The sequence below is a fragment of the Pseudomonas sp. NFACC46-3 genome (assembly GCF_900114515.1).
GTDB classification, from domain to species: domain Bacteria; phylum Pseudomonadota; class Gammaproteobacteria; order Pseudomonadales; family Pseudomonadaceae; genus Aquipseudomonas; species Aquipseudomonas fluorescens_Q.
Map to the genome: position 1 here is coordinate 107,956 of NZ_FOTH01000008.1, position 22,105 is coordinate 130,060.

Genomic DNA, 22,105 nt, shown 5'->3' on the forward strand with positions numbered 1-22,105 from the left:
CAGCATGAAATACCCCAAGACCTTCGCCCTGCTTGGCCTGCTCCTGGCCACACAGGCCTCGGCCCATGGCCTGTGGTCCGAACAGCGTCGCGGCAACGTCGAAGTGATCTACGGCCACGGTGCCGAAGACAATGCCTTCAAGGCGCAGAAAATCAGTGGTGCCTGGGCCTATGACCTGGGCGGCAAGATGATCCCCGTCACCGTAGAGCGCCTGCCGGACCACGCCCGCCTGCAACCGCTCAAGCCGCCAGCGGTGCTGGCCGTGGCGCTGGACAACGGCATGTGGTCCCAGACGGCCGACAAGAAGTGGATCAACGAAGGCCGCAGCAAAGTACCCGGGGCGATCGAATCGACCCATACGTTCAAATACAGCCTGGCGATCTATGAGCCGGGGGCGAAACTGCCGGCGCTTGCACCGATCAAGTTCGTGATCCTGCCGGAAGTCGACCCGCTGACCGTTGGCCCGGGCCAGTCATTGCCGGTACGGGTGCTGCTGGACGGCAAACCCGCGGCTGGTGTGAAACTGGTGGGCGACTACCGCAGCATGCCGAACACCGTATCGACTGAAACCGACGCAGAAGGCCGGGCCAAGGTGCTGGTGCGCAACGAAGGCTTGAATGTGATCGCGGCGCAGATGGAAATTGCGCTCAAGGACAACAAGGACGTGGCCACCCGTGGCGTGTTCACCTCATTGACCTTCCTGGGTGAGCCGCATCACGAGTAACGCCCAGAACCTAATGTGGGAGCGAGCTTGCTCCGGGCGGCGATCCGACGATAAGGCCGGCACAATCACCGCAACGCTCAAGCCGGAGTCAAGCACTCCGGCCCATTGAGTTTCGGATCATTGACCATATTGGCCAATACCCGCTCGCGCAATGGCGCCGGCTCGCTTGCCAGCAGCCCTTGCAAAGCATGCAGCGGTGTCTCGGGGTCGAGCCACAGGCGCTGGCCTTCTTCGTCCAGAATCAACGGCCGGCGCTGGCCCGCCGCCGGTTGAGTGATGACCGCCGTGCTCAGCCACACCTGTTCCTGCACCGGATACGCTTCCCAGATCGCGGCGAAAAACAGCGACGAACCCTCCCCCGGCGTCAACCAGTACGGACGCTTGCGCGTACCGCCGCGCCATTCATAGAAACCATTGGCCGGCAGCAGGCAACGGCGCAGGCGCAAGGCCTCGCGGAACATCGGCTGCTCGGCCACGGTTTCGGCCCGGGCATGGGCCGGCGTGCGGGACAGGTCGGTCAACCAAGGCGGCGTCAGGCCCCAGCGCGCCCGGGCCAGTTCGCGCTGGCCCTCGGCGTCGGCCCGCAGGATCAGCACCGAATCGTTGGGCGAAATGTTCCATTGAGCCTTCTGATCGGCGGGAAAACCGGGCAGGGCCGCGAAGGTGGGGTTCCAGCGAAACAGGGCATAACGTCCACACATGGGGCAACACGACTCTTGATCGAACAAACGGCCGCCAGCCTAACAGACCAGCGTACCGGGATAGCTGTCCGGTTCATCGCCGGGCAACGGCAGTGCGGCATTGTACGCGGCGATCAACTCCCGGGCGTATTGCGCCTGGTCATCTTCCACCGCCAGTCCCAGCAAGCCCTGCATGGGCAACTCCCCCGCACCGCCCAGCAAATCGCGCCCCACCAGATGCGCCGTGATGCCTTCACTGGCAAGCATGCCTTGCAACAACTCGCCTTCCATCAGGTTTTCCAGCTCGTAGATTCGCTGCATCGGTGTCGCCCCGTCAGTCGTTTTCGCTGAAGACCTCGAGATGCCATTCCTCACCATGGACCTGCAACACAAAGGTGATTGGCCGGCAACAGACCTGACAATCCTCGATGTAGTCCTGATCACCGCCGGACAAGTCCAGGGATGTCTCTACGTCCTCCCCACAATACGGACATTCATAATGAGCGCTTTCCAGCATCGCGGTCTCCCAGGTGACTTGTGCGTATAATCGCCGGTCTATTTGCAGGGCTATTTTTGTCTGGCTTATCTTCCAGACCGTGCCCTGTCGTTTTTTCGTTAGAACCTTTACTTACCCTAGCCGTTTCCAACAAGAGAGCATGATGGGCGAATTCGATGCCATCCGACCTTACGACGACAGCGAAGTCCCAGCGGTGCTGGCACGACTGCTCGGCGACAAGGCGTTTCTAGATATCCTCACCCACTTCCGCTTCCCACGCCTGGCCGGCGCCTTCGGCTGGATGCTCAAACCCCTTATAGCGCAAAGATTGCGCCGTGAGTTCGCCGGAGTGACGTCGGTCGCCACGTTGCAGGACAAAGTGGAGTTCTATGTCGACCACACCATCGAGCGCGCCACCGACGGCGTGACCTATACCGGGGTGGAGCAATTCAAGTCCGGCAGTGCGTATCTGTTCATCGCCAACCACCGCGATATCGTGATGGACCCGGCCTTCGTCAACTACGCCGTATACCACGCCGGCCTGCCGACCCCGCGCATCGCCATTGGCGACAACCTGCTGCAAAAGCCCTTTGTCAGCGACCTGATGCGCCTGAACAAGAGCTTCATCGTGCACCGCTCCATCACCGGGCGGCGGGAAAAAATGGCGGCGTACCAGTTGTTGTCGGCGTACATCAACCATTCGATCCGCAATGATTGCGCCTCGATCTGGATCGCCCAGGCCGAAGGACGGGCCAAGGACGGTGACGACCGGACCGAATCGGCGATCCTCAAGATGTTCCACATGAGCCGCAAGGACGAGCCGTTCGGCGAAGTGATCCAGTCACTGAACCTCACCCCGGTGTCGATCAGCTACGAATACGACCCGTGCGACCAGGCCAAGGCCCGCGAGTTGTACATCCGCGCAACCACCGGCACCTACACCAAGGCTCCGGGCGAGGACGACGTGAGCATCGCCAAGGGCATCACCGGCTACAAGGGCCGGGTCCACGTGAACTTCGCCGCGCCCATCACCGAGCTGTTCGAGGACACCAAGCAACTGGCCCAGGAGATGGATCGGCAGATTCTCGGCGGCTACCGCCTGTTCCCGGTGCATTACCTGGCTTATGCCCAATGGGACGACGCCGACCCGCAGTTGCAGGTGCCCAAGGCGGCCGAGGTGTTCGGTGCCGAGGAGCTGGTCAAGGCCCAGGAAGAATGGCAACGCCGGCTGGACGCTTGCCCGCCGGAACACCGGCCGTTCCTGGTGCTGCAATATGCAACGCCGGTGCGTAATCAGTATCGGGTCAAGGCGGGGTTGGCGCTTTAAGCGACAGGTCTGAGGACACGGGTTCCCTGTGGCGAGGGAGCTTGCTGTGGCGAGGGGATTTATCCCCGCTGGGCTGCGCAGCAGCCCCAAACCCTGACAGCTCGGTAAGTCTGGTCGATCACATCAACCTGATCAGGGCTGCTACGCAGCCCAACGGGGATAAATCCCCTCGCCACAGGCCACCATGCCCCGATCAAAACGGTTATCTCATCAGAACTGCGTACTGATCCACGACATCAGCAACGCCAGCGCCAGGCAGCCAAAGCCAAACCGGTAGAAAAACCGGTTCATCCGCTGAGTGGCCAGATCCAGCAGCGCTTCGAAGCGTTCGTTGCCATCGCGATTGCGCGCTTCAAGGCAAGCCCGCGCCCGTTGCTCACGGCGGCGCGTCGCATGCAGCACCCAGCCGCCCGGGCAGGCAAACAGCAACGCAAGCAAGTTGATCAGTTTGGCGGGGTGGGCGGCGAACAACGAAAGCAGATGCAGCGACATCACGAACCTCAAGCGAAAAACGGACAGGACACGTCCGTGGCCTACGAACAGGGCGCGGATTCTACCGAAAGCCTGCCGCCCTGCACCGTTTTTTCCGACCAGTAACGATCGGCTGGGATAATGGCCTGGTGACTTCGTGGCGAGGGAGCTTGCTCCCGCTGGACTGCGCAGCAGCCCCAAAAAAAGCTTGCACGATTAACCTGACACACCGAGACGCTAGTCGGGGGCTGCTGCGCAGCCCAGCGGGAGCAAGCTCCCTCGCCACAGGCTCCGTAATCAATCCTCGGGGTAATTTCCCCCGTCACGGTTTCGTCATCTGATTAGGCCACTCTGTCGCCCTTCAAACCTGCCCGGAACCCCTCATGTTGCACGCCGAAAACCAGGATCGCCTCTATCTCATCAGCCCAAGCGACGAACAACAGAACCTCGTCGACAGCCTGTCCTTCAACGTGCAGGACCGACATTGGCTGGTGTATTGCGCCCTCGGCGGTCATCAACATGCCGACCTTCCAGAGACCGACCTGCTGACCGGGATCAGTGTGCTGGAGTTCTATTCCCAGGCCGCCTGAGAACATCGCCCATAAAAAACCCCTGTGGGGCAAGCTCCCACAGGGGTTGTGAGGTTTGTTACTTATTCAGCCAGCACTTGCCCAATGGTCGGATCCTTGAACAGCCGGGTCAGGGCATCGCTCAAGACGTCGCTGACCAGCTTGGTGTTGGTGTCCTGGTTAGGCGCCATGCCGAAACGCTGGTCCAGGGAAGCACCGTAACGACCGCTGTAGCGGCGGTTGGCGTTCTGCACGTCGGAGCGGAAGGTCGCGCCGATGGTGGCTTCGGTCACGTACATGCCTTCCTTGGGCGACTGATACTTGAGCTCGGCCAGGGTTACGGTCAGTTGCGGTGCATTCAAGGCATTGGCGGTCGGCGTGAAGCCCAGCAAACGCACGGCAGCTTCAGCCTGGGCCTGCAGCTTGGGCAGGATCTGCGCGCCCTGCACCGTGATCACACTGGTTTCCGGATACAGCCCGCCACGGGTACCGAGCGTCGGCGACGGACGACCGTCCACCACTCGCACCACCACCGGCTGGCCACGACCCACAGGCGCCAGTTGGGCATTGAGCTTGGGCTCCGGGTTAAGTTGTTGCGGGCTGTGGGCGCAGCCGACGAGGGTCAGACTGGTCACAGCGATCAAACCGAACAACAGGCGTTGCAACATGCTCTTCTCTCCAGAATCGGGCACAAACAGGCCGGCAGTATAGCGGTGCGCCATCGCCGTGAACTAGCGTCGCACGATGAATACTGAAATGTCTGACACGGGCCGTGGTTGCCGGTTCCTGTCACCCCATTGTCACGGTCCTTACACCGGCATGTCATAGCCCGCTGTCAGGCTTGCCCCAAGCTCCCTGACCCGGTATCCGCTCATGCGCTTCCTTATTTCCCTGTTCACCCCTCGCCCTCATCACCGCAGCTTCGCCTTGCTCGATCGCAACGGCCATTGCCAGGCGTTCAAACAGTGCAGCCTGCAACCCATGGGCGAAGGCTGGGTGGAAATCGAAGAGATCCGTCTCAACTGGCTGCACCAGCCATTGCCCGCCAGCGCCCGCGTGCAACCGCTTCCTGCCCGCGCACGTAACCGGCAGCTGTTGACCATCTGACCGGACGGCTAATAAAAGTCATTAAACACGACCATTTCCCTGCGTTTCTTCGATACAATCTCCCCCCGATTATAAGGACGTCTCCTGATCGGGCCTCGCAACACCGCTGATGCGCTGGTATTGGCACCCCGCAACGCCCACAGAGAGCCGCCCACACAGATCGAGTGAAGCTGGCGCGCTTGCTGTTCCTCCAGGCAAATCACCACTTTTCGCGAATCTGCAGAGCTGTCATTACGCTCGGTCACTGAGCTGTCTGCCCGTTTTGCCTGTCATGTACTACATGGGGGCAACCAAACCGGGCGCAGTGCCAGGCTGGGACAGCCCTTTTTTGAGGTTCACGTCTTCAAAAGAGCGTGAAAAAACGGGTTTTCACAACTTCACGAGAGTGTGGCGAGCAAATGAAGAGTTTTGCGTCTGAACAAGCACCATTAGCGTCTGAAACAGCCCAACGACACAGGACCGGATATCGCTCAAGAACCGGCGCCTGAAGCCTGTCCGCTACGGATTTGGTTGCACGAACGGATGTCTCGGCCATAAGTCGAATTGCCTGCCCGGCGCTTAAATGAGTTCATGTGACTCTTGAGGCCAGGCTGCATGCATCCGCAGTAGGTGCGAAAAATTGCGAAGATTCGGACATGGCGATCCTGGCCATGGATAACTGGGGCGCAACTGACCTGCCCCGCCACTCCTGGCCGCTATGCCGACAATTTGGTGCTGCAGATTTTGGAGACGCGTTAAATGGCGCATAACGAAGCAGTCGATGTAGTTCTGGTAGGGGCCGGCATCATGAGTGCCACCCTGGCCGTACTGCTCAAGGAGCTCGACCCCGCGATCTCGCTGGAAGTCGTCGAGCTGATGGATTCCGGTGCCGCGGAGAGTTCCAACCCGTGGAACAACGCCGGCACCGGTCACGCCGGGCTGTGTGAGCTCAATTACACGCCCCAGGCAGCCGACGGCAATGTCGACATCAAGAAAGCCGTGCACATCAACACCCAGTTCGAGGTGTCGAAGCAGTTCTGGACGTACCTGACCAAAAAAGGCACGTTCGGCTCCTCCAAGTCCTTCATCGCCCCGGTGCCACACCTGAGCTTCGTGCAAGGCGAGAAAGGCGTGTCGTTCCTGAAGAAGCGCTTCGAGCTGATGCGCCAGCATCACGCCTTCGCCGACATGGAATACACCGAGGACAAGGCCCGGATGGCCGAGTGGATGCCGCTGATGATGCCTGGCCGGCCGGCCGATGAGGTCATCGCCGCCACTCGCGTCATGAACGGCACCGACGTCAACTTCGGCGCCCTGACCAACCAGTTGCTCAAGCACCTGACCAGCGCCCCGGACACTCAGGTCAAATACTGCAAGCGCGTCACCGGTCTCAAGCGCAACGGCAGTGGCTGGACCGTAAGCATCAAGGACGTCAATTCCGGCAGCAGCCGCGATGTCGACGCCAAGTTCGTGTTCCTCGGTGCCGGCGGTGCGGCGTTGCCGCTGTTGCAAGCCTCGGGCATCGAGGAAAGCAAGGGCTTCGGCGGCTTCCCGGTCAGTGGCCAGTGGCTGCGTTGCGACAACCCGGAAGTGGTCAAGCACCACCAGGCCAAGGTCTACAGCCAGGCCGCCGTGGGCTCGCCGCCGATGTCGGTGCCGCACCTGGACACCCGTGTAGTCGATGGCAAAAAATCCCTGCTGTTCGGGCCATACGCCGGTTTCACCACCAAGTTCCTCAAGCACGGTTCGATCATGGACCTGCCGCTGTCGGTACGTGCCGGCAACATCGGCCCGATGCTGGCCGTGGCCCGGGACAACATGGACCTGACCAAGTACCTGATCAGCGAAGTGATGCAGTCCATGGAACAGCGCCTGGAATCCCTGCGTCGTTTCTACCCCGAGGCGAAAGCCGAGGACTGGCGCCTGGAAGTGGCCGGCCAGCGGGTGCAGATCATCAAGAAAGACCCGAAGAAAGGTGGCGTCCTGCAGTTCGGCACCGAACTGGTGGCGGCCAAGGACGGCAGCCTCGCCGCCCTGCTCGGCGCATCGCCGGGTGCTTCGGTGACCGTGTCGATCATGCTGGAACTGATCGAGCGCTGCTTCCCGGACAAAGCCAAGGGCGAGTGGGCTGCCAAGCTCGCAGAGATCTTCCCGGCCCGGGAAAAAGTGTTGGAAACCGACGCGGCGCTGTATCGAAAAATCAACGCGCAGAACAACATTGCGTTGGAGTTGGTTGAAGACAGCAAGGCTCAAAGTTACGCCTGATACTGTGTACTGATAAAAAGCCTCCCGTGCAAACAGGAGGCTTTTTATTACCCGTATTATGACTTCATACTGAACTTGACGCGTGTTCCGCCATGACGAACATAATCATCGTCATCTTCAACCTCTAGTAACTCCGCAACACAGGCACCTGCCGGTTTCGCTTCAACCCAGCGACGATAAGGCATTGTCTGTCCGTCACTCACCGGCACGCCAGGAATATGCCCGAAACTGAAATGGCAGGTGCGGTTTCCTTGGGTGTAGGTAAATGACTCCCGCTCGGCACGCGCCTGGGGCAGATAATAGGTTAGCTCCTGGCGTTCCCCAGGACTTATCGAAAAGCTGTGGCCCGCATTTTCCGGGGCCAGAGACCACGTGAAATCGCTACCCGGCACAATGACCGCTGACGTTGCGTTGAATATTTCCACATTGACGATCTCATCGAACGCATTGGAAACCGAACTTGCCAGACAGCCGATCAGGGCCAATAAACACCCAGCGATACATTTACCTTTATCTTCCATGATAAATAAAACTCCATTTAGCGATTGAAATGAAACCCCTTGGTTTCAACCCAAAAGTAATGGAAATCCAGATAAAACAAAACAGCCCGAATGGTGACATAACCTTTCGGGCTTAGTTGAGTACGTCATGAAATAGTGATGCAGACATTCAAACGCCGCGGCGGCGCGGACATGACATTAACGCGATCAGCCACGCGCCTTATTGATCAGTTCAATGTATTCCTCGGCGTTACGCTGGTCCTGGATCAACGCCACGAAATCCTTGCCTTGCTCATCCTTGCCATTAAGGTCGTAACCGGCCTCGACGAAAAACGTCAGGAACCGCTCGAAGTCATCGACCCGCAGCCCACGGTAGGCCTTGATCAGTTTGTGCAGCGACGGCGACGTGGCATCGACCGGTTCGAAATTGAGGAACAGCTTGACCTGTTCATCGCCAATCTCGTCGCCAATCACTTGTTTCTTGTCTTTACGCATTGCCGGCTCCAGCTCGCACAGTTCACGGGGCGGGCAGTTTACCCCCGGCAGGCCTCGCGGCTCAACGCGGGCGTTCGGCACCGGTGTGCAGGTCGGCCCAGATATGACCGTTGGCGTAGGTGAGAAACTGCACATAGACCGTGTTGTTGCGCAGCAGATCGATGACCACCCGGTACTGAGCCTGAGGATAAGACAGCGTCAGGGTCTTGCTCGCCTCGTCGAAAACCGGTTTCTTCAGGCTTTTGCTTTCGCCGTCGAAGTTAAGGATCACCTGGCTGAGGGTCGCGCCCTTGTTCATCGGCTTGCCCTTGAGACGGACCAGCAAGGGCGAAGTGACCGGAATCGGTTGCTGGTTGGACTGACGCTGGTTACCCAGCACCACCGAATACTCGGTCACTTGCAGCAACTGCTGCTGTTCAGGCTGCTCCTGGCGCACCACCAGGTCATCAGGCGGTAGGAACTGGCTGTGCATCGGTGCAGCCACGACCGCCAAGGGCAGGCTGGAGATCAACAGCAAAGTAGCGCTACGGCGGATCGATACACGCATGACAAGCTCCGGGGTCTTGGCCGAGCACTCTAGCATGAGCCTGGATGGTAAAAATAACGATCCAGATCAATACATCCGCGCAACGAGCACGGCATACTCAAAGAGCCATCAGCCCCGGCCTACCGGCGCATGCCTTTGTGGCGAGGGAGCTTGCTCCCGCTGGGTGGCGCAGCCGCCCCATAATATTGCGAGCGCTACGCACTCGAGCGGGAGCAAGCTCCCTCGCCACAGGGCCAGTGCCAGTGTCCCCCTTGCGAGGAGTATTCATGTCTTTCTCCGCCCCACCGTTGTTTGCCGCCTGGCGCCAGGCCTGGCGCGCCGGTTACACCCTGGAGCGCCTGCGTGGCGACCTGGTGGCCGGGCTGACCGTCGGCATCATCGCCATCCCACTGGCCATGGCCCTGGCGATTGCCGTTGGCGTGCCACCGCAACATGGCTTGTACACGGTGTTGGTGGCCGCGCCCTTGATCGCCCTCACCGGCGGCTCGCGCTTTAACGTCAGCGGGCCGACGGCGGCATTCGTGGTAATCCTGCTGCCCATCACGCAACAGCACGGCCTGGGCGGCCTGTTGTTGTGCACCATGCTCGCTGGTCTGATCTTGATCACCCTGGGCCTGATGCGCGCCGGACGGCTGATCCAATACATCCCCTACCCGGTGATTCTCGGCTTTACCGCCGGGATCGGCGTGGTCATCGCCACCTTGCAACTGAAGGATCTGCTGGGGTTGACCACCGCCGGGCAAGCCAAGCACTACATCGAACAGTTGGGCGAACTGATCGTGGCGCTGCCCAGTGCCCGGCTCGGCGATGGCATCATCGGCGTCACGTGCCTGGCAGTGCTGTTTGCCTGGCCACGCTGGGTACCGCGGGTTCCCGGGCATTTGGTTGCCTTGCTGGTCGGGGCGCTATTGGGACTGGCGCTGGAGCGCGGCGGTTTGCCGGTGGCGACATTGGGTGAGCGTTTCAGCTACATGGTCGATGGCATCAGCCACCCCGGTATCCCGCCGTTTTTACCGAGCTTCGAGTGGCCATGGAACCTGCCAGATGGCCAGGGGCGCCCCTTGACGCTTTCCTATGATCTGATCCGCCAATTGCTGGGCCCGGCCTTCGCCATTGCCATGCTTGGCGCCATCGAATCGCTGCTGTGCGCCGTGGTGGCGGATGGCATGACCGGCAGCAAGCATGACCCCAACGCCGAGCTGATCGGCCAAGGCCTGGGCAACCTCGTGGCGCCGCTGTTCGGCGGTATCACCGCCACGGCGGCCATTGCCCGCAGCGCGACCAATGTGCGCAGCGGCGCCTCTTCACCGCTGGCCGCGATCATTCACAGCCTTGTGGTACTGCTGGCGATGGTGTTGCTGGCGCCCCTGTTCAGCTACCTGCCCATGGCAGCCCTGGCGGCGCTACTGGTGATAGTGGCCTGGAACATGAGCGAAGCCGGACACGTGTTGCATACCTTGCGCATCGCCCCGCGCAGCGACGTACTGGTGCTGCTGACCTGCCTTAGCCTGACCGTGCTGTTCGACATGGTCATGGCCGTCGCCGTCGGCCTGCTGCTGGCCGCCGGGCTGTTCATCAAGCGCATGAGCGAACTGACCGACAGCGCCGAACTGCCTCGCCACTTCCACCAGGCCCTGCTGGACATGCCCGAGCATGTGCGCTGCTACGCAATTCGTGGGCCGCTGTTCTTCGGTGCGGCAGAAAAAGCCCTGGACGTGCTGCGCAAGTTCGATCCGGGGGTGCGCGTGGTGGTGGTGGAAATGAGCGCCGTGCCCATGCTGGACATGACCGCGCTGGCTGCGTTTGAAAACATCCTGAAGGATTACCGCAAGCAGGGCATCGGCCTGATCCTGGTCGCGACGGCGCCCAGGGTGCGCCTGAAGCTGCGCCGCGCCGGTATTCATCGCGAGCAGCGGCAATTGGCGTATGTGCAGACCCTGGAGCAGGCGCGGGTCAAGAGCGAGCAGTGGTTGGCCAGCGGCAGCACCGCTCAGCCACGACTTGCTTGAACTGTGGCGAGGGAGCTTGCTCCCGCTGGGCTGCGCAGCAGCCCCAATTGCAGGTGGGTGCTACGCACCCAAGCGGGAGTCGCCACAAAAGCTCCGTGCCGACGACTGATTCGGTGCTCAGTCGAACTGGGCACGCATCCAGGCCCGGTACTCGGCGACGCCTGGCTCGCCTTCACGAGGCGCCCAGTGGGCCAGTTCGCCCTCGCCCACGGGGCGGTAGGGGCCGGCTTTGCATTCGAACATCAGGCTGTCGGCTTCCAGCACCACCAATCCGTGATACACGCCGGCCGGAAGGTCGACGCCGAGGCAATCGCCACCGGCCTGCAGGATGCGCTTGTCCACCACCGCGCCGGCTTCATCGAAGATCAATACCCCCAGCCGGCCCTTGAGCACCAGCAAGGTTTCGGCCTTGTCGGCGCTCAGATGGCGGTGCGGCGGGATGTAGGTCGAAGGCTGCAAGCCCACCGCCATGCGGTGGCACGGCTCATCCATTTCGTGGAAGTTATGGTGCTGCCGTCCGCGAGGGCTGGCCGCGGCTTTTTCGGCCAATCCATCGAACAGTGCATGATCCAGAAAGCTTGGCCGGGTCATCGACTACATTCCCTTGACGGCGAAAATGCCATTGGCGTTGCGCCAGTAACCTTTGTAGTCCATGCCGTAGCCGAAGATGTAGCGGTCGATGCACGGCAAGCCGACGAAATCGGCTTTCAAGTCCGGACGGGCCTTGCGGTCGTGGTCCTTGTCGATCAGCACGGCGGTGTGCACGGCGCGGGCACCGGCGTGTTTGCAGAAGTCGATGATGGCGCCCAGGGTGTGACCTTCGTCGAGGATGTCGTCGATGATCAGCACGTCGCGGTCGATGAACGAGACTTCCGGCTTGGCCTTCCAGAACAAGTCACCGCCGCTGGTTTCGTTGCGATAACGGGTGGCGTGCAGGTAGGACGCTTCCAATGGGAAGTTCAGATAGGTCAGCAGCTTGCCGGAAAAAATCAGCCCGCCGTTCATGACGCAGAACACCACCGGATTGGCATCGGCCAGCTGTTCATTGATTTGCGCACCGACACGGGCGATGGCCGCTTCGACTTCGGCTTCGGTGTACAGGCAGTCAGCCTCTCGCATGATTTGACGGATATGCTCGAGATCAGCGGACATGGCGCTCTCCAGGGGTGGCAGGGTTCGGAAAAGCCGGCAAAGGTACGCATCCCGCCCGGCCAGATCAAGCGTTTGTGGACTAACGTTCTGTATTGTCTATAGGACAACACCCTCGGATAGATTAATCTAGGCCGGTTTTTTTGCCCGCCGCCGGAGCCTTCCCCATGCCCATCCTCGAGATCCGCCATCCGCTGATCAGACACAAACTCGGCCTGATGCGCCGCGCCGATATCAGCACGAAGAACTTCCGTGAACTCGCCCAGGAAGTCGGTGCCCTGCTCACCTACGAGGCCACCAAGGACCTGCCGCTGGAGTCCTATGAAATCGACGGCTGGGCCGGTACGGTCCAGGTCGAGAAGATCGCCGGCAAGAAGATCACCGTGGTGCCGATCCTGCGCGCCGGCATCGGCATGCTCGAGGGCGTACTGAGCCTGATTCCAGGGGCCAAAGTCAGCGCCGTGGGTGTGGCTCGCAACGAGCAGACCCTGCAGGCGCACACCTATCTGGAAAAACTGGTGCCGGAAATCGACGAGCGCCTGGCGATGATCATCGACCCGATGCTCGCCACCGGCAGCTCCATGGTCGCCACCATCGACCTGTTGAAAAAAGCCGGTTGCCGGGACATCCGCGCCATGGTGCTGGTCGCCGCGCCCGAAGGCATCAAGGCCGTGCAAGACGCCCACCCGGACGTGACCATCTACACCGCGTCCATTGACCAGAAACTCAACGAGCACGGCTACATCATCCCGGGCCTGGGCGATGCCGGCGACAAGATCTTCGGCACCAAGCAGAAGGACGCTTGAGCATGCAGGATGAGTTCAACGATCCGCTCTGGCGCCAGGTGCTGTCCGGCGCGCAGATGCTGTTCGTCGCCTTCGGCGCGCTGGTACTGATGCCGCTGATCACCGGGTTGGATCCTAACGTGGCGCTGTTCACGGCCGGCCTGGGAACGATCCTGTTCCAAATCGTCACCGGGCGCCAGGTGCCAGTGTTCCTGGCTTCGAGCTTTGCCTTCATCACGCCGATCATCCTCGCCAAGGGCCAGTTCGGCCTGGCCGCGACCATGGGCGGCGTGATGGCGGCAGGTTTCGTCTACACCTTCCTGGGCCTGGCGGTGAAGATCAAGGGCACCGGGTTCATCGACCGGCTGCTGCCGCCGGTAGTGATTGGCCCGGTGATCATCTCCATCGGCCTGGCCATGGCGCCGATTGCCGCCAACATGGCGATGGGCAAGGCCGGCGACGGCACCGAGCTGATTCATTATCAGACCGCGATGATGATCTCGATGCCGGCGCTGCTCACCACCCTGATCGTGGCGGTGTTTGGCAAAGGCATTTTCCGCCTGGTGCCGATCATTTCCGGCGTGCTGGTGGGCTTTGCCATGGCGTTTTTCTTCGGCGTCGTGGACACCGCGAAAATCGCCGCCGCGCCGTGGTTCGCCCTGCCGGCCTTCACCGCACCGGAGTTCAATTGGCAGGCGATCCTGTTCATCGTCCCGGTGGCGCTGGCGCCGGCCATCGAGCACATCGGCGGCGTGATTGCCGTGGGCAGCGTGACCGGTCGCGACTACCTGAAAAAACCCGGCCTGCACCGCACACTGCTCGGTGACGGCATTGCCACCACCGCCGCCGGCCTGTTCGGCGGCCCGCCCAACACCACCTATGCCGAGGTGACTGGCGCGGTGATGCTAACCAAAAACTATAACCCGAAGATCATGACCTGGGCGGCAATCTTTGCCATCAGCCTGGCATTCATCGGCAAGTTCGGTGCGCTGCTGCAAAGCATTCCGGTGCCGGTGATGGGCGGGATTCTGTGCCTGTTGTTCGGTTCGATTGCGGCAGTGGGCATGAACACCTTGATCCGCCACAAGATCGACCTGGGCGAGGCGCGCAACCTGGTGATCGTTTCGGTCACGCTGGTGTTCGGCATCGGTGGTGTGCTGGTGGGCACCGGCACTGGGCCGGACGATTTCGGCCTCAAAGGCATCGCGTTGTGCGCGGTGGTGGCGATCGCGCTGAACCTGCTGCTGCCGGGCAATGACAGTTGGAAGCACAAGAAGGCGGATGAGCCGCTGCTATAAATCAGCCTGCTCTTCTATTGTGGCGAGGGAGCTTGCTCCCGCTGGACTGCGAAGCAGTCCCGCTGTTGTGGGCGCTTCGCACCCAAGCGGGAGCAAGCTCCCTCGCCACAGGTTTTGTATTACAGCGCGATCGGCGCCCGCTCACACAGCGTGCTCAACGCCTTGGCCCACTGCGGCTCATCATTGAGGCAAGGCACCAGCACCAACTCCTCCCCTCCGGCCTCACGGAACTGCTCGCGCCCGCGATCACCGATTTCTTCCAGGGTCTCGATGCAGTCGGCAACGAACGCCGGGCACATCACCAGCACCTTCTTCACGCCACTTTTAGCCAACTCTTCCAGGCGTGCTTCAGTGTAAGGCTCGATCCACTTGGCACGGCCCAGTCGCGATTGGAACGATACCGACCAACTACCATCCGCCAGCCCCATCTGCTCGGCAAACAGTTGCGCGGTGCGAATGCACTGGGCGCGGTAACAGGTCGCCATGACCTCCGGCGGCGCGTTCTTGCAGCAGTCGGCGTCTTTGAAGCAATGGAAGCCCGTTGGGTCGAGCTTGGTCAGGTGCCGCTCCGGCAAACCATGGAAACTCAACAACAGGTGATCGTGTTCCTGCATCAGGTACGGCTTGGCGCTGGCCACCAGGGCGTCAACGTATTCGGGCTGATCGTAGAAGGGCTGGAGAATCGAGAACTGCACATCGAGTCTCTTTTCCCGCACGACCCGCTTGGCCTCTTCGATCACCGTGGTCACGGTGCTGTCGGCGAACTGCGGATACAACGGCGCCAACGTGATCTTCTTGTGACCCTGGCTCGCCAGCCGCACCAACGCCGACTCAATGGACGGCTCGCCATAACGCATTGCCAGTTCTACCGGTCCCTGGGTCCACTGCGCGGTCATGGCCTGTTGCAGCCGGCGGCTGAGCACCACCAACGGCGAACCCTCCTCCCACCAGATCGAGGCATAGGCATGGGCCGACTGCTCGGGACGCTTGATCAGGATCAGCGACACCAGCAAGCGCCGCACGGGCCATGGCAAGTCGATGACATAAGGATCCATCAGGAATTGATTGAGGTAGCGGCGCACATCGGCCACCGAAGTGGAGGCAGGCGAACCCAGATTCACCAGAAGCAACGCGTGATCGGTCATGCAACGTCCTATTTCAAAGGCGGCTGGACAAGTCTTCCAAGGCCGCGGGCAAATCAGTGAACCGGAATGTGAAACCCGCCGCCTGCAATCGGGCCGGCGTGGCGCGCTGGCCGCCGAGCAACAGCAAGGACAGCTCCCCCAGCGCGACTTTCAACGCAAGCTCCGGCATCGGCACCACGGCTGGCCGATGCAATACATGCCCCAGGGCCTTGGCAAAATCGCGGTTGCGCACCGGGTTCGGAGCGCACGCATTATAAGGACCGCTGGCATCAAAGCGGTGCAGAAGAAAATCAATCAGGGCGATTTGATCGTCAATATGAATCCACGGCATCCACTGCCGACCATTGCCGATACGCCCGCCCAGCGCCAGTTTGAACGGCAGCCGCAGCCGCGACAAAAAGCCGCCCTCGGCAGACAGGACCAGGCCGGTACGAACCATCACCACGCGTATGCCCAACGCCTCGGCCCGTTGCGCGGTTTCTTCCCAGGCGATACACAACTGACTGGCGAAATCTTCACTCACCGGCCCCGACTCCTCAGTCAACTCACGCTCGCCACCGTCGCCATACCAGCCCACCGCGGAACCGGAAATCAACACCTGCGGTTTCTGCTCGCAACGCTCCAGCCACGCTAGCAAAACTTCCGTCAGCGTGATGCGACTGCTCCACAACAACATCTTGCGCTTGTGACTCCAGGGCCGGTCGGCAATCGGCGCTCCCGCGAGGTTGACCACTGCGTCCACCGGCTCGACAACTTCATCGAGCCTGGCAACGCCTCGTACATCTGCCCCACAGATTTTCGCCACCTCTTCGGGCCGGCGACTCCATACCGTCAAGCGATGTCCCTGCCCCAACCAGAGGCGGCAGAGCTGACGTCCGATCAAACCAGTACCGCCGGTCAGCAATATGTGCATGAGATGTTCCTCGCAACGCGTTTTACCCGGCCCATTAGTCTATTTTTATAAGCAGGGATTTTTCGTATCGGACAGGGTCTGTGTTTAACAATAGGACAAGCTGTCCAAACGCGAACGGTAAAACTTATACCAGAAACCCGAATTGTACAGGTTTAAACGACGGCGTAGTCTGTACAGAAAGGTAAACGAGGCCCTCATGACTGTACCTATCGCAATCATCGGCACCGGCATCGCCGGACTTTCAGCCGCCCAGGCCCTGACGGAGGCCGGGCATATCGTTCAACTCTTCGATAAAAGCCACGGCAGCGGCGGACGCATGTCGAGCAAACGCAGCGACGTCGGCGCATTGGACATGGGCGCGCAATACTTCACCGCCCGTGATCGCCGCTTTGTCACGGAGGTCCAGCGCTGGCAAACCAACGGCTGGGCGGCGGAATGGAACCCGCAACTCTACAACTTCCAGAACGGACAACTGAGCCCATCGCCGGACGAGCAGACCCGTTGGGTCGGCACGCCGCGCATGAGCGCCATCAGCCGCGCCTTGCTCGACAAGTTGCAGGTGCAGTTTTCCTGCCGGATCACCGAGGTGTACCGCGGCCAGGAACACTGGCATTTGCAGGACGCCGAAGGTTTCACCCACGGCCCCTTCGGCCAGGTGGTGATCGCCACGCCCGCGCCCCAGGCCACCGCGTTGCTGGCGGCCGTACCGAAGCTGGCCGCAGTGGCCGCCGGCGTGAAGATGGACCCGACCTGGGCCGTGGCGCTGGCCTTCGAAACACCGCTGGATACGCCCATGGAAGGCTGCTTCGTACAGGACAGCCCCCTGGATTGGCTGGCGCGCAACCGCAGCAAGCCGGGACGCGACAACACGCTCGACACCTGGGTACTGCACGCCACCAGCGACTGGAGCCGGCAGCACATCGACCTGTCCAAGGAAGCGGTGATCGAACATCTGCACGGCGCCTTCGCCGAACTGCTGCACAGCGCGATGCCCGCACCGAGCTTCAGCGTGGCCCATCGCTGGCTCTACGCCCGCCCCGCCGGCAACCACGAATGGGGCGCCTTGGCCGATGCCGACCTGGGCCTGTATGTGTGCGGCGACTGGTGCCTGTCCGGCCGGGTCGAAGGCGCATGGCTCAGCGGCCAGGAGGCCGCACGCCGCCTGCACGCAAGCCTGCAGTAAGCGCATCACCCATCGATATTCGCTGCTGTCGAAAGAGACAGCAGCCTGCCTGCGACACAGATTGACGTCGCCTCGCCACACAATCCGGTTGACTTGTGCACGTTCGGATCTATGATGAAAATATTGTACAGAAACACAAATCTGTACAAGATTTAGCAATCAGAGGTCGCCTATGTCCAGCACAGCCATCGCCAAACCCAGAATCGCCATCAGCGCCTGCCTGATGGGGGCTGAAGTTCGCTTTAACGGCGGGCACAAGCAATCGCAGTTGTGCAGCCGCACCCTCGTCGACTATTTCGATTTCGTGCCGGTGTGCCCCGAAGTCGCCATCGGCCTGGGTATCCCCCGGGAGCCGATTCGCCTGGTGGGCGACCCCAAACATCCCGAGGCGCTCGGCACGGTGAATCGCGAGCTCAACGCGACCCGGCCACTGGCCGACTACGCAAAGCAAATGGCTGGGGAACTGGATGACATCTGCGGCTATATCTTCATGCAGAAATCGCCGTCCTGCGGACTGGAGCGGGTCAAGGTTTATGACCACAACGGCGTGACCCAGGACGGCGGCGGCCGCGGGATCTATGCCCAGGCCTTCTGCGAACGCCACCCCGACCTGCCGGTGGAGGAAGACGGTCGCCTCAACGACCCGGTGCTGCGCGAGAACTTCCTGACCCGGGTCTTCGCCTATGCCGCCTGGCAACCTTTGCGTCGCGACGGACTGAGCCGTCGCGACCTGATCGAATTCCACTCGCGCTACAAATACCTGCTGATGGCCCACAACCCACTGCAATACAAGGCCCTGGGCAATTTGCTGGGCAACATGGGCAAGGCCGACCCCAATGAGTTGGGCCCACGCTATTTCAGCGCATTGATGGCCGCCTTGAAGAAATGCGCCACCCGTCGCACCCACACCAACGTGCTGCAACACCTGAGCGGTTACCTCAAGCGCGTCATCGACGCCGATGACAAACAGGAAGTACAGCATCTGATCGGGCAATATCGCCTCGGCATCGTGCCCTTGGTGGTGCCACTGACGTTGCTCAAGCATCACCTGCGCCAGCACCCCGATCCTTACCTGACGCAGCAGGTCTACCTGCAACCACACCCGGAAAACCTCAGCTTGCGAAACGCTATTTGATGAAGAACGAACCCGACTCCAGCGCCAGCGAAGACCTGGGGGCCGACTTTGCCAAGGCCTTGGCGCAAGGCTGGCTGCCCATACGCGAGGTCGCCCGGCAAACCGGTGTCAACGCCGTCACGCTGCGAGCCTGGGAACGCCGTTATGGCCTGATCGTGCCGCACCGTACCCCCAAGGGCCACCGACTGTTCAATGCCGACCATGTGCAACGGATCCTGAGCATTCTCACCTGGATCGACCGTGGCGTTGCGGTGAGCAAGATCAAGCCTTTGCTGGACACACCGCAGCCACCGACCGAACCCACACAGGTACCGGAGAATGACTGGCAGCGACAGCGCCACGCCTTGGTGCTGGCGGTGACGCAACTGGCCGAGCGCCAGATCGATGACCTGGTCAACCAGGCGATGGCGCTGTACCCACCCTGGACCGTGTGCGAGCAGTTGCTCTTGCCGTTGCTGGCCGAGTTGCACCTGCGCTGGCAAGGCCAGTTCGGTGCGCAGCTGGAACGGGTCTTCCTGTACTCGTGGCTGCGCAGCAAGTTCGGCAGCCGGATCTACCACAACAACCGTCAGTTGCGCGGCGCGCCACTGTTGCTGGTCAATCATTCGGACTCGCCCCAGGAGCCGCACTTATGGCTCACCGCCTGGCTGGCCAGCAGCGCCGACTGCCCGGTGGAAGTGTTCGACGGCCCTCTACCGGCCGGCGAACTGGCCCTGGCGGTCGAGCGCCTCAAGGCCCGCGGCGTCCTGCTGTATTCCAGTCACGCACTCAACCTGTCCCAACTGCCCAGGCTGCTGGGCGGAATCGATTGCCCGATCGTCATTGCCGGCCCGGCTGCGTCGATCCACCAAGCCAGGTTATCCACAGGCGTGTCGATGATTGACGTGTCCTGGGCCGAAGACCCGTTATCGGCTCACCGCGAACTGAGTCGCCGAGAACTCCTTTAGATGGAAGACAGCATGCAACTGATCTGGCTGCGCAGCGACTTGCGCCTACACGACAACACCGCCCTCACGGCGGCCGCAGCCCAAGGCCCCTGCGTGGCGGTGTACCTGACCAGCCCCGAACAATGGCGCGCCCATGACGACGCACCGTGCAAGATCGATTTCTGGTTGCGCAACCTCAGCGCGTTGAGTGCGGCCCTGGCCGAATTGAACATTCCATTGCTGATCCGCGCCGCTGCGCATTGGTACCAGGCACCGCAGGTACTGCTCAAGCTGTGTCGCGAACTGAACGTCGACGCCGTGCATGTCAACGAAGAGTACGGCCTGAATGAAACACGACGCGACGCCGAAGTCGCCCGCACGCTGAATGACCAGGGCGTTGAATTTCACAGCCACCTCGATCAATTACTGTTCAAGCCCGGCAGCGTGCTGACCAAGACCGGCAATTATTTCCAAGTGTTCAGTCAGTTCCGCAAAGTCTGCTACAGCCGTCTGCACCTCTCATTGCCGAGCCTGGTCGCCACGCCGGCCCGGCAGGCCTCCACCGGCATTGCCCGCGACCCGGTGCCGACACAAGTCGATGGCTTCGCCCCGCCCAGCGAAGCGCTACGAGCCCTCTGGCCCGCCGGGGAAACCGAAGCCCGTCGGCGCCTGGACACCTTCGTCGACCAGCACATCGACGATTACCAAGGTGAACGGGATTACCCCGCCAGGCCCGGCACCAGCCAGCTCTCGGCCTATCTGGTGGCCGGCGTGGTGTCGCCGCGCCAGTGCCTGCACGCCGCGCTGCAAGCCAACCAAGGTGAATTCGAGAGCGGAAATGCCGGCGCTGTGACCTGGATCAATGAATTGCTCTGGCGCGAGTTTTATAAACACATTCTAGTGGGCTATCCACGCGTGTCGCGCCATCGTGCGTTTCGCCCCGAAACCGAGGCGCTGGCATGGCGCAAGGCCCCCGCAGAATTGGAAGCCTGGAAGCAAGCACGCACCGGCCTGCCGATTATCGATGCAGCCATGCGTCAAATGCTGGAGACCGGTTGGATGCACAACCGCTTGCGGATGGTCGTAGCCATGTTCCTGACCAAGAACCTGTTGATCGATTGGCGCGAAGGCGAGCGCTTTTTCATGCAGCACCTGATCGACGGCGACCTCGCCGCCAACAATGGCGGCTGGCAATGGAGCGCCTCCACCGGCACCGACTCGGCGCCCTGGTTCCGCATCTTCAATCCGTTGAGCCAGTCGGAAAAATTTGACCGCGAGGGCTTGTTCATCAAGCACTGGTTACCTGAACTGAACGATCTGGACAGGCAACAGGTCCATAGCCCAAATACCCAGGGCGGCTTGTTTGGCGCCGTGGATTATCCGGCACCGATTGTCGACTTGAGCCAATCCAGGGCGCGTGCGCTGGCAGCGTTCAGAAACCTGCCAGCGCGACAGGATGCAGCCGTTGAAGGGATGGGCGATTAGCGAACACGAAATTGCCGGTCTAGGGGATGCATCATTTACCCGATAACATATAGTCTTACTAATCGTACGGACTCTACTGAAAAGCCACGGATCAGTAGGCTGTCCAATCGAAAGGAGAAGGGAATGGGTCTCAGACTGCCACGGCGCTATTGGCTCACCGGGGCTGGCAACGGAATCGGCGCTTCGTTGGCTGAAGCGATACTGGAGACAGGTGCATACCTGGCCGTCAGTTCGCGCTCGACCCGATCATGCGAAACCCTTTCGGTACGTTATCCAGGACAAGTGCTAGCCGTGCCCGGCAATTTGACCGACAGCCGGGCCGTGCGCGAGATCGGCGAACAGATCACCCGGCAATGGGGCGCCCTGGATCAGGTGATCGTCAATGCCGGGACGGCTGAGTACGTTGACGGGCAGCCGGCTGATCACACATTGATCGAGCATATTGTGCGCAGCAATCTGCTGGCTGCCAGTTTCTGCATCGAAGTGGCCATGCCCTTGTTGCGCGCCGGGACCGAGCCTCATCTGGTGGGTATTGCCAGCCCGGCGACTTACCTGCCGCCATCGCAAACCGAAGCGGGTGGCAGCGGGATACGTCATCTGTTCGAATCGGCTCGGGCAGACCTGGCGCGCGCGGGTGTTGACGCGACGTTGGTACACCCTGGCTACGACGGCCCATTGCAGGGGGCCGAAGACAGCTTCCCAACCCCGGCCCACTGGTCGGCGGACGAAGCAGCGCGACATGTGCTGAATCAGTTGGTCGAGCGCCCACGGGAAGTCGCGCTCCCCATTGTGTCCATGACCACACTCTGGCCTTTGCCTTCGTCGACCGAAACCGTGCCGCCCGACATTGACTCATGCCAGGCGAAAAACGGCTATCCGATCAAGGGACAACCCTGAGCCGCCGATTGCCTTACACT

Annotated in this window: 25 protein-coding genes; 13 read left to right on the plus strand and 12 right to left on the minus strand. The window is 61.2% G+C overall.

Features of this window, described 5'->3' with window-relative positions:
* Positions 1–4 precede the first annotated feature (4 nt).
* On the plus strand, positions 5–724 hold the full coding sequence (locus BM300_RS11295; RefSeq protein WP_092462893.1) for a DUF4198 domain-containing protein: 720 nt from the start codon (positions 5–7) through the stop codon (positions 722–724).
* A 77-nt stretch (positions 725–801) separates the two neighbouring features.
* On the opposite strand, the gene BM300_RS11300 is transcribed toward BM300_RS11295, so the two are convergent.
* Genes BM300_RS11300 through BM300_RS11310 form a run of 3 tightly spaced genes read right to left on the minus strand, consistent with a single transcriptional unit; the run spans position 802 to position 1,921 of the window.
* The gene (locus BM300_RS11300; RefSeq protein ID WP_063324407.1) at positions 802–1,425 is read right to left on the minus strand and encodes an SOS response-associated peptidase; all 624 of its coding nucleotides are present in this window, start codon (positions 1,423–1,425) and stop codon (positions 802–804) included.
* 39 nt (positions 1,426–1,464) lie between these two features.
* Positions 1,465–1,725, minus strand: coding sequence for a putative signal transducing protein (locus BM300_RS11305; protein ID WP_092149538.1), 261 nt, complete (start codon positions 1,723–1,725; stop codon positions 1,465–1,467).
* A 13-nt stretch (positions 1,726–1,738) separates the two neighbouring features.
* Entirely contained in the window at positions 1,739–1,921 is a 183-nt protein-coding gene (locus tag BM300_RS11310; RefSeq protein WP_092149541.1) for a CPXCG motif-containing cysteine-rich protein, read from the minus strand.
* 139 nt (positions 1,922–2,060) lie between these two features.
* Here BM300_RS11310 and BM300_RS11315 point away from each other — a divergent pair, with 139 nt between their 5' ends.
* Positions 2,061–3,227, plus strand: a complete 1,167-nt coding sequence (locus BM300_RS11315) for a 1-acyl-sn-glycerol-3-phosphate acyltransferase (protein WP_092223772.1) — start codon at positions 2,061–2,063, stop codon at positions 3,225–3,227.
* A 210-nt stretch (positions 3,228–3,437) separates the two neighbouring features.
* Here BM300_RS11315 and BM300_RS11320 read toward each other — a convergent pair whose 3' ends face one another.
* Entirely contained in the window at positions 3,438–3,719 is a 282-nt protein-coding gene (locus BM300_RS11320; protein WP_063324405.1) for a hypothetical protein, read from the minus strand.
* A 362-nt stretch (positions 3,720–4,081) separates the two neighbouring features.
* Between BM300_RS11320 and BM300_RS11325 the strand changes: the two genes are divergently transcribed.
* A complete protein-coding gene (locus BM300_RS11325; protein ID WP_003185312.1) occupies positions 4,082–4,288 on the plus strand; it encodes a hypothetical protein in 207 nt (68 codons plus the stop codon).
* A 62-nt stretch (positions 4,289–4,350) separates the two neighbouring features.
* On the opposite strand, the gene BM300_RS11330 is transcribed toward BM300_RS11325, so the two are convergent.
* Positions 4,351–4,935, minus strand: coding sequence for a YajG family lipoprotein (locus tag BM300_RS11330; protein WP_003205489.1), 585 nt, complete (start codon positions 4,933–4,935; stop codon positions 4,351–4,353).
* 205 nt (positions 4,936–5,140) lie between these two features.
* Between BM300_RS11330 and BM300_RS11335 the strand changes: the two genes are divergently transcribed.
* Both BM300_RS11335 and mqo read left to right on the plus strand, forming a co-directional pair.
* Positions 5,141–5,374: a hypothetical protein gene (locus BM300_RS11335; RefSeq protein ID WP_092149544.1), complete on the plus strand. Its 234-nt coding sequence runs from the start codon at positions 5,141–5,143 to the stop codon at positions 5,372–5,374.
* 738 nt (positions 5,375–6,112) lie between these two features.
* The gene (mqo, locus tag BM300_RS11340; protein WP_063324403.1) at positions 6,113–7,618 is read left to right on the plus strand and encodes a malate dehydrogenase (quinone); all 1,506 of its coding nucleotides are present in this window, start codon (positions 6,113–6,115) and stop codon (positions 7,616–7,618) included.
* Between the two features lie 56 nt (positions 7,619–7,674).
* On the opposite strand, the gene BM300_RS11345 is transcribed toward mqo, so the two are convergent.
* From BM300_RS11345 to BM300_RS11355, 3 genes are all read right to left on the minus strand, one after another.
* Positions 7,675–8,139: a hypothetical protein gene (locus tag BM300_RS11345; RefSeq protein ID WP_063324402.1), complete on the minus strand. Its 465-nt coding sequence runs from the start codon at positions 8,137–8,139 to the stop codon at positions 7,675–7,677.
* A gap of 186 nt (positions 8,140–8,325) precedes the next feature.
* The gene (locus BM300_RS11350) at positions 8,326–8,613 is read right to left on the minus strand and encodes a PA4642 family protein (RefSeq protein ID WP_092149547.1); all 288 of its coding nucleotides are present in this window, start codon (positions 8,611–8,613) and stop codon (positions 8,326–8,328) included.
* A gap of 61 nt (positions 8,614–8,674) precedes the next feature.
* A complete protein-coding gene (locus BM300_RS11355; protein WP_063324400.1) occupies positions 8,675–9,160 on the minus strand; it encodes a hypothetical protein in 486 nt (161 codons plus the stop codon).
* Between the two features lie 266 nt (positions 9,161–9,426).
* Between BM300_RS11355 and dauA the strand changes: the two genes are divergently transcribed.
* Positions 9,427–11,169 (plus strand): C4-dicarboxylic acid transporter DauA, encoded by a 1,743-nt coding sequence (dauA, locus tag BM300_RS11360; RefSeq protein ID WP_092462895.1) that lies wholly within the window; start codon positions 9,427–9,429, stop codon positions 11,167–11,169.
* A gap of 117 nt (positions 11,170–11,286) precedes the next feature.
* On the opposite strand, the gene BM300_RS11365 is transcribed toward dauA, so the two are convergent.
* Positions 11,287–11,760: a WbuC family cupin fold metalloprotein gene (locus tag BM300_RS11365; RefSeq protein WP_092149556.1), complete on the minus strand. Its 474-nt coding sequence runs from the start codon at positions 11,758–11,760 to the stop codon at positions 11,287–11,289.
* 3 nt (positions 11,761–11,763) lie between these two features.
* The gene (locus BM300_RS11370; RefSeq protein ID WP_053125250.1) at positions 11,764–12,321 is read right to left on the minus strand and encodes a hypoxanthine-guanine phosphoribosyltransferase; all 558 of its coding nucleotides are present in this window, start codon (positions 12,319–12,321) and stop codon (positions 11,764–11,766) included.
* A gap of 164 nt (positions 12,322–12,485) precedes the next feature.
* On the opposite strand from BM300_RS11370, the gene upp reads away from it, so the two are divergent.
* Together upp and BM300_RS11380 are read left to right on the plus strand one after the other, a co-directional pair.
* Positions 12,486–13,124: a uracil phosphoribosyltransferase gene (upp, locus tag BM300_RS11375; RefSeq protein WP_003185330.1), complete on the plus strand. Its 639-nt coding sequence runs from the start codon at positions 12,486–12,488 to the stop codon at positions 13,122–13,124.
* Between the two features lie 2 nt (positions 13,125–13,126).
* The gene (locus tag BM300_RS11380) at positions 13,127–14,401 is read left to right on the plus strand and encodes a uracil-xanthine permease family protein (RefSeq protein WP_092149559.1); all 1,275 of its coding nucleotides are present in this window, start codon (positions 13,127–13,129) and stop codon (positions 14,399–14,401) included.
* A 119-nt stretch (positions 14,402–14,520) separates the two neighbouring features.
* Here the strand turns inward: BM300_RS11380 and hemH are convergent, their stop codons facing one another.
* Both hemH and BM300_RS11390 read right to left on the minus strand, forming a co-directional pair.
* Positions 14,521–15,546: a ferrochelatase gene (gene hemH, locus BM300_RS11385; protein WP_092223775.1), complete on the minus strand. Its 1,026-nt coding sequence runs from the start codon at positions 15,544–15,546 to the stop codon at positions 14,521–14,523.
* A 13-nt stretch (positions 15,547–15,559) separates the two neighbouring features.
* On the minus strand, positions 15,560–16,459 hold the full coding sequence (locus BM300_RS11390) for a TIGR01777 family oxidoreductase (RefSeq protein ID WP_092462897.1): 900 nt from the start codon (positions 16,457–16,459) through the stop codon (positions 15,560–15,562).
* Positions 16,460–16,655: 196 nt separating this feature from the next.
* On the opposite strand from BM300_RS11390, the gene BM300_RS11395 reads away from it, so the two are divergent.
* The 5 genes from BM300_RS11395 to BM300_RS11415 all read left to right on the plus strand — a co-directional run bounded on the left by BM300_RS11395 (position 16,656) and on the right by BM300_RS11415 (position 22,085).
* On the plus strand, positions 16,656–17,642 hold the full coding sequence (locus BM300_RS11395; RefSeq protein WP_092149567.1) for an NAD(P)/FAD-dependent oxidoreductase: 987 nt from the start codon (positions 16,656–16,658) through the stop codon (positions 17,640–17,642).
* A gap of 172 nt (positions 17,643–17,814) precedes the next feature.
* Positions 17,815–18,777, plus strand: coding sequence for a YbgA family protein (locus BM300_RS11400; protein ID WP_092149570.1), 963 nt, complete (start codon positions 17,815–17,817; stop codon positions 18,775–18,777).
* Positions 18,777–19,724: a MerR family transcriptional regulator gene (locus tag BM300_RS11405; protein ID WP_092223783.1), complete on the plus strand. Its 948-nt coding sequence runs from the start codon at positions 18,777–18,779 to the stop codon at positions 19,722–19,724. The genes BM300_RS11400 and BM300_RS11405 overlap by 1 nt, the downstream gene beginning before the upstream one ends.
* Positions 19,725–19,736: 12 nt before the next feature.
* Positions 19,737–21,188 (plus strand): deoxyribodipyrimidine photo-lyase, encoded by a 1,452-nt coding sequence (gene phrB / locus BM300_RS11410; protein ID WP_092462920.1) that lies wholly within the window; start codon positions 19,737–19,739, stop codon positions 21,186–21,188.
* A gap of 123 nt (positions 21,189–21,311) precedes the next feature.
* Positions 21,312–22,085, plus strand: coding sequence for an SDR family NAD(P)-dependent oxidoreductase (locus BM300_RS11415; protein ID WP_092462899.1), 774 nt, complete (start codon positions 21,312–21,314; stop codon positions 22,083–22,085).
* Positions 22,086–22,105 lie beyond the last annotated feature (20 nt).

Bases quoted from the DNA above. Each gene is read 5' to 3' on its own strand.
- BM300_RS11400 (WP_092149570.1), top strand. From the start codon at position 17,815: ATGTCCAGCACAGCCATCGCCAAACCCAGAATCGCCATCAGCGCCTGC.
- BM300_RS11325 (WP_003185312.1), top strand. From the start codon at position 4,082: ATGTTGCACGCCGAAAACCAGGATCGCCTCTATCTCATCAGCCCAAGC.
- BM300_RS11405 (WP_092223783.1), top strand. From the start codon at position 18,777: ATGAAGAACGAACCCGACTCCAGCGCCAGCGAAGACCTGGGGGCCGAC.
- BM300_RS11330 (WP_003205489.1), bottom strand. From the start codon at position 4,935: ATGTTGCAACGCCTGTTGTTCGGTTTGATCGCTGTGACCAGTCTGACC.
- BM300_RS11345 (WP_063324402.1), bottom strand. From the start codon at position 8,139: ATGGAAGATAAAGGTAAATGTATCGCTGGGTGTTTATTGGCCCTGATC.
- BM300_RS11415 (WP_092462899.1), top strand. From the start codon at position 21,312: ATGGGTCTCAGACTGCCACGGCGCTATTGGCTCACCGGGGCTGGCAAC.
- BM300_RS11335 (WP_092149544.1), top strand. From the start codon at position 5,141: ATGCGCTTCCTTATTTCCCTGTTCACCCCTCGCCCTCATCACCGCAGC.
- BM300_RS11300 (WP_063324407.1), bottom strand. From the start codon at position 1,425: ATGTGTGGACGTTATGCCCTGTTTCGCTGGAACCCCACCTTCGCGGCC.
- BM300_RS11390 (WP_092462897.1), bottom strand. From the start codon at position 16,459: ATGCACATATTGCTGACCGGCGGTACTGGTTTGATCGGACGTCAGCTC.
- BM300_RS11320 (WP_063324405.1), bottom strand. From the start codon at position 3,719: ATGTCGCTGCATCTGCTTTCGTTGTTCGCCGCCCACCCCGCCAAACTG.
- BM300_RS11315 (WP_092223772.1), top strand. From the start codon at position 2,061: ATGATGGGCGAATTCGATGCCATCCGACCTTACGACGACAGCGAAGTC.
- BM300_RS11355 (WP_063324400.1), bottom strand. From the start codon at position 9,160: ATGCGTGTATCGATCCGCCGTAGCGCTACTTTGCTGTTGATCTCCAGC.
- upp (WP_003185330.1), top strand. From the start codon at position 12,486: ATGCCCATCCTCGAGATCCGCCATCCGCTGATCAGACACAAACTCGGC.
- hemH (WP_092223775.1), bottom strand. From the start codon at position 15,546: ATGACCGATCACGCGTTGCTTCTGGTGAATCTGGGTTCGCCTGCCTCC.
- mqo (WP_063324403.1), top strand. From the start codon at position 6,113: ATGGCGCATAACGAAGCAGTCGATGTAGTTCTGGTAGGGGCCGGCATC.
- BM300_RS11305 (WP_092149538.1), bottom strand. From the start codon at position 1,725: ATGCAGCGAATCTACGAGCTGGAAAACCTGATGGAAGGCGAGTTGTTG.
- phrB (WP_092462920.1), top strand. From the start codon at position 19,737: ATGCAACTGATCTGGCTGCGCAGCGACTTGCGCCTACACGACAACACC.
- BM300_RS11380 (WP_092149559.1), top strand. From the start codon at position 13,127: ATGCAGGATGAGTTCAACGATCCGCTCTGGCGCCAGGTGCTGTCCGGC.
- dauA (WP_092462895.1), top strand. From the start codon at position 9,427: ATGTCTTTCTCCGCCCCACCGTTGTTTGCCGCCTGGCGCCAGGCCTGG.
- BM300_RS11365 (WP_092149556.1), bottom strand. From the start codon at position 11,760: ATGACCCGGCCAAGCTTTCTGGATCATGCACTGTTCGATGGATTGGCC.
- BM300_RS11295 (WP_092462893.1), top strand. From the start codon at position 5: ATGAAATACCCCAAGACCTTCGCCCTGCTTGGCCTGCTCCTGGCCACA.
- BM300_RS11370 (WP_053125250.1), bottom strand. From the start codon at position 12,321: ATGTCCGCTGATCTCGAGCATATCCGTCAAATCATGCGAGAGGCTGAC.
- BM300_RS11310 (WP_092149541.1), bottom strand. From the start codon at position 1,921: ATGCTGGAAAGCGCTCATTATGAATGTCCGTATTGTGGGGAGGACGTA.
- BM300_RS11350 (WP_092149547.1), bottom strand. From the start codon at position 8,613: ATGCGTAAAGACAAGAAACAAGTGATTGGCGACGAGATTGGCGATGAA.
- BM300_RS11395 (WP_092149567.1), top strand. From the start codon at position 16,656: ATGACTGTACCTATCGCAATCATCGGCACCGGCATCGCCGGACTTTCA.